The sequence below is a fragment of the Methanopyrus sp. genome, assembly GCF_053997775.1.
The window spans coordinates 1-4,693 of sequence record NZ_JBMXXF010000039.1 but is presented as its reverse complement, the minus strand read 5'-3'; the positions used below and the strand labels follow the sequence as shown (position 1 = coordinate 4,693).

Here is a 4,693-nt window from a genome sequence, read left to right as displayed (position 1 = left end):
CCTCCTCCCGGGGTTCGAAAAGCTCATACCGGGTGATGGTGCGGTGGGCCCGGGCCGAGGCGCGCTCGAGCGCCCTGGAGCGGACGATCGTGAGGCCTTCCCGCTCCAGCCGCTCGCGCCGGCGTCCCGTGAGCCTGGCCCGGCGCGGGTTCAGCGGGGCGACGACGCCTCCCTCCAGCACCGCGACGTATCGGTCGTCCACGCCCGCCTCCCGGAGCGCCTCCAGCGCCTCCTCCCGTCGCAACGGAACGACCCCTAGGGGTGAGTGATCTCGCTCACGCTCCTGCTGCTGGCCGCGAACGTGGTGGTCTACTTGATGACGGTGGGGCCGGACGGGGTCCTGCGCCCGGAGGTCGCGTGGACGTACGGGCTGTACGCCGCGAACCTGGCGCACCATCCCTCGTGCCTGATCACTTACATGTTCCTGCACGCCGGGCCTGTGCACCTGCTGTTCAACCTGTTGGGACTGCTCACCTTCGGGTTGCAGCTTGAGCGGCTGCTCTCCCCGGTGGAGTACCTGCTGCTGTACTTCGCCTCGGGCGTGGCGGGCGGGCTGCTGCAGGTGGCGGTGACGCCGGACGTGCCCGTGGTGGGCGCCTCCTCGGCGATCTTCGGGCTGCTGGGGTGCCTGACGATGCTGCGGCCGATGAGCGTGATCATGTTCTTCCTCGTTCCCATGCCGCTGGTGCTCTTCTCGGTCCTGTACGCGCTGGCGGCCGTCCTCGTGATCGAGTCCGGGAAGTTCACGAACGTGGCGCACGCGGGGCACCTGGGGGGCATGGTCGTGGGAGGTGGGTTGGCCCTGCTGTACCGGCCCCGGGAGGCGCTGCGTGGTCTGGTGGCGGTGACGGTGGTGCTGGTCCTGCTGCTGGTCGGGTACCGGCTGGTCGTGGGATCGCCGTAGGGCGAAATCTTTATGCGTGAGCGGTGGGTGACGGCCGCCTGGGGGCGGGCCCGCAGCTCAGCCTGGCAGAGCGCGGCCCTGGCGCGGCCGTGGCCCCGGGTTCAAATCCCGGCGGGTCCACCATCCGAGAATCGTTATGGGATTTGAAACGATTGTGGGGCGAAAGGCTTAATAGTGGGCGCGAGCGGGACGGCACGTGGGGGTCGGGCCCGCAGCTCAGCCAGGTTAGAGCGCGGGGCTGATAACCCCGAGGTCCCGGGTTCAAATCCCGGCGGGCCCACCAGCGACAATCGTTACGAGAACCGTAACGTTAGGGTGGTGAGCGTGCCGGCCCGGCGGGTCGAGCTGGAGGGATGCCGCTCGTGCGGGTACTGCTCGCAGGTCGTGGACTGTCCCGCCGGGGACCCGCTCTGGCACCGTGAGGAATGCTACGGGTGCGGCGCCTGCGTGCCCGCCTGCCCGTACGGGGCCCGGAGGTTGGTGGAGGTGGAGCGCGAGCCCATCGAGGTCTCGGTGGACGGGGAGTCGGTGGAGGTGGAGGCCAGGTGGGTGGAGGGGGCGCTGCGGGAGCTGGGAGTGGAGGTGGAGAGCCCGTGCGGGGTGGGTGGCTGCTACGCGTGCGCGGTGAAGGTGAACGGGGAGCTGCGCCCGGCCTGCAACACGGGGTTGGAGGAGGGGGATGAGGTCCGGACGGAGGGCGTGCGCCGGGACGTGCGGGTGATGAGCGGGTTCCAACCGCACGAGGTGGGTGGGGTCGGTACGCCGGTGGAGTTGAAGGATCGGCCGGGTCCGGTGGAGGCGGCCTGCTTCGCCCACGGGTGCAATCTGCGGTGTCCTCAGTGTCAGAACCACGTGATCGCGTTCGGGGCGGCGTCCGGCGCCCGGATGACCGCGGCGGAGGCCGCGAGGCTGGTGGTGGGGACGGCCCGGGAGCACGGGATCGACCGGGTGGCGATCTCGGGCGGTGAGCCGACGCTGAATCCGGACTTCCTGGTGGAGTTCGTGCGCAGGTGCCGGGAGCTGGAGCCGGGCGTGCGGGTGCACGTGGACACGAACGGGACGGTTCTGACCCCGGGGTACGTGGACCGGCTGGTCGAGGCGGGGATGACGGACCTCGGGATCGACGTCAAGGGGTTCCGGCCGGAGACGTTCGCCCGGATCGCGGGCGTGGACAGGGAGCGGGCGGCGGAGTACCTGGACAACGTGCTGCGGGTCCTGGAGTACCTGGCGGACGAGTACCTGGGCGAGGAGCTGTTCGTGGGCGTGGGGATCCCGTACAACCCGGCGCTCGTGGACAAGGAGGAGGTCTTCGCGCTCACGGACTGGCTGTACGCGCACGTGGGGGAGGAGCTGCAGGTCTGCTACCTGGACTACCGGCCGGAGTTTCGGCGCCGGGACCTGCCCCTGCCCCGGTACGAGGACATGGTGGAGCTGGAGGAGTACGCGCGCTCGCTGGGGTTTAAGAGGGTGCACGCGCAGAAGGTCTCGGTGCGGAGGTAGCGGGCGCCCCCTTTTAGACCCCCGATGACGAGAGGGTAGGTTGCCGCAGCCGGTCCAGCGATGCGGAGAGCCGTCCCGACCGGAGGGGGTTCCCGGTTGCCCGTTCACCCCATCGAGTCCCGGTACGGGTCGGAGGAGCTGCGCCGGATCTTCTCGGAGGAGAACAAGGTGGCGCGGATGCTCGAGGTCGAGGCGGCGCTGGTGCGGGCGCTCTCCGAGGCGTTCGACTTCGTCCCGGAGGAGGCGGCGGACGAGGTTGAGCGCGTGGTGGAGGAGATCACGGGGGATGAGGAGGAGCTGCGGCGATTCGTGGAGCGAGTGAGGGAGATCGAGGCGGAGATCCGGCACGACGTGATGGCGCTGGTGCGGGCGCTCTCCGAGCGGTGTGAGGTCGCGGGTAACTACGTCCACCTGGGCGCCACCAGCAACGACGTCATCGACACCGCGAACGCGCTGGTCCTGCGGGACGCGATCCGCGTCGTGTATCGGAAGCTCCGGAGGCTGGCGAGGCTGCTGGCGGATCGGGCGGAGGAGTACGCGGACCTGCCGATCGTGGGCCGAACGCACGGTCAGCACGCGGTACCGACGACGCTGGGGATGAAGTTCGCGATCTGGGCGCGGGAGGTTGTCCGGCACCTCGAGCGGCTGCGGGAGTGCGCCGAGCGAGTCCTGGTCGGCCAGCTCTCCGGCGCGGTGGGCACGATGGCCGCGCTGGGCGAAAAGGGGCCCGAGGTGGAGCGCCGGGTGATGGAGCTCCTGGGCCTGCGCCCGGTGACGGTCTCCAACCAGGTCATTCAGCGGGATCGGTACGCCGAGCTGATCTCGGTCCTGGCGCTGATCGGAAGCACGCTGGACAAGATCGCCCGGGAGATCCGTCACCTCCAGCGCACGGAGATCCGGGAGCTGGAGGAGCCGTTCGATCCGAAGAAGCAGGTGGGCTCCTCCACCATGCCGCACAAGCGCAACCCCATCCGCTCCGAGCGGGTGTGCAGCCTGGCCAAGGTTCTCCGGTCCAACGTGCAGGTGGCGCTCGAGAACGTGCCGCTGGAGCACGAGCGGGACCTCACGAACTCCGCCAGCGAGCGGGTCCTGTTCCCGGAGCAGTTCCTGCTCCTGGACGAGATGCTGGATCTAACGATCACCAACCTGGAGGGGCTCCGCGTGAACGAGGAGAACATCCGTCGCAACCTGCACCTGACCAAGGGACTCAACATGGCGGAGGCGCTGATGGTCGAGCTGGTCAAGCGCGGCATGGGTCGGCAGGAGGCCCACGAGCTCGTCCGGAGGCTCGCCATGCGGGCGTGGGAGGAGGACCGCGAGTTCCTGGAGGTGGTGCGGGAGGAGGAGCGCGTCCTGGAGCTGATCCCGGAGGACGAGCTGGCCGAGATCCTAGACCCGGAGCGCTACCTGGGCGTGGCGCCCGAGCTAGCGCGGGAGGCGGCGGAGAAGACCCGACGGGACCTGGAGCGGTTGGAGGAGGAGTTCCGGGATGTCCTCAGCGCCTGAGGTCCGGGTGCGACGCTGCGACTGCGCGCGCGTGCTGGAACTCGACGGGGTGACCACCCCCGCCCCCTTCCTTCACGTCCCCCGGTTCGAGTCCCTCCGACGGCTGGACCGCACCCTCGGCGAGCTGGCGTCCGAGCTGCTGAGCCTGGCGGACGATGGATGCGTTCGGCTGAACCCCGAGCCCGCTGGAGAGTGGAGCCCGGAGCGGCCGGCGCGCGACGGTCCGGTGGTGCACTACCACCTGGAGCGCGCGCCCGATCCGGAGGCGTTCGCCGGGCTCGTGCGCCGGGTGCGGGAGGACGGGGCCGTCCGGGCCGTGACCGTGCGGGATCCCGAGTGGATACCGCTGCTGTACTACCTGGGGTTCGACCTCTTCGACGCGCTTCTGTGCGTGCGGCTGGCCCTCCGGGGCGAGCTCCTGCTGGAGGACTTCTCCACCGAGCGCCGGGACGAGGACCCGGTGAGGCTCCTGCGGGAGAACTGGGAGCGGTTCCGGTCCTCGCTGAGAAGGCTGGAGCGCCTGCTAAGGTCGGGCGGGCTGAGGGAGCTGGTGGAGTCGGTGGCGGCCCGACACCCCCGGGTCGCGGAGGCGCTTCGAGTGTGCGATCGGGAGAAGGTGCTGGTAAGGCACGTGAACCTGGCCCGGGAGGCGGAGATCCGGTGCTCCACCGACCTCTCCTTCGATCGCCCCGAGGTCTCGGAGTGGGTGCGCCGGGTCGCCCGGTACCGGCCCCCGTCGTGGGCGGAAGCCTTCGTGCTCCTCCCGTGCACGGCCCGCAAACC

General features: G+C 70.1%; 4 protein-coding genes, 2 tRNA genes and 1 pseudogene. 6 read left to right on the top strand and 1 reads right to left on the bottom strand.

What is annotated here, in order from left to right; genetic code table 11:
- On the bottom strand, positions 1–244 hold a 244-nt coding region (locus ACXJJV_RS05880), incomplete at its 3' end, for a hypothetical protein (protein ID WP_456467255.1).
- Positions 245–265: 21 nt separating this feature from the next.
- Between ACXJJV_RS05880 and ACXJJV_RS05875 the strand changes: the two genes are divergently transcribed.
- The 6 genes and pseudogenes from ACXJJV_RS05875 to ACXJJV_RS05850 form a co-directional block, all read left to right on the top strand.
- Positions 266–904: a rhomboid family intramembrane serine protease gene (locus ACXJJV_RS05875; RefSeq protein ID WP_456467254.1), complete on the top strand. Its 639-nt coding sequence runs from the start codon at positions 266–268 to the stop codon at positions 902–904.
- Between the two features lie 46 nt (positions 905–950).
- Positions 951–1,027, top strand: a tRNA-Ala gene (locus ACXJJV_RS05870).
- Positions 1,028–1,109: 82 nt separating this feature from the next.
- A tRNA-Ile gene (locus ACXJJV_RS05865) sits at positions 1,110–1,187 on the top strand.
- Positions 1,188–1,228: 41 nt separating this feature from the next.
- Entirely contained in the window at positions 1,229–2,404 is a 1,176-nt protein-coding gene (locus ACXJJV_RS05860; protein WP_456467253.1) for a radical SAM protein, read from the top strand.
- 96 nt (positions 2,405–2,500) lie between these two features.
- On the top strand, positions 2,501–3,910 hold the full coding sequence (purB, locus tag ACXJJV_RS05855) for an adenylosuccinate lyase (RefSeq protein WP_456467252.1): 1,410 nt from the start codon (positions 2,501–2,503) through the stop codon (positions 3,908–3,910).
- Positions 3,894–4,693, top strand: a pseudogene (locus ACXJJV_RS05850) (hypothetical protein); the annotation flags it as partial. The gene purB and the pseudogene ACXJJV_RS05850, both read left to right, overlap by 17 nt.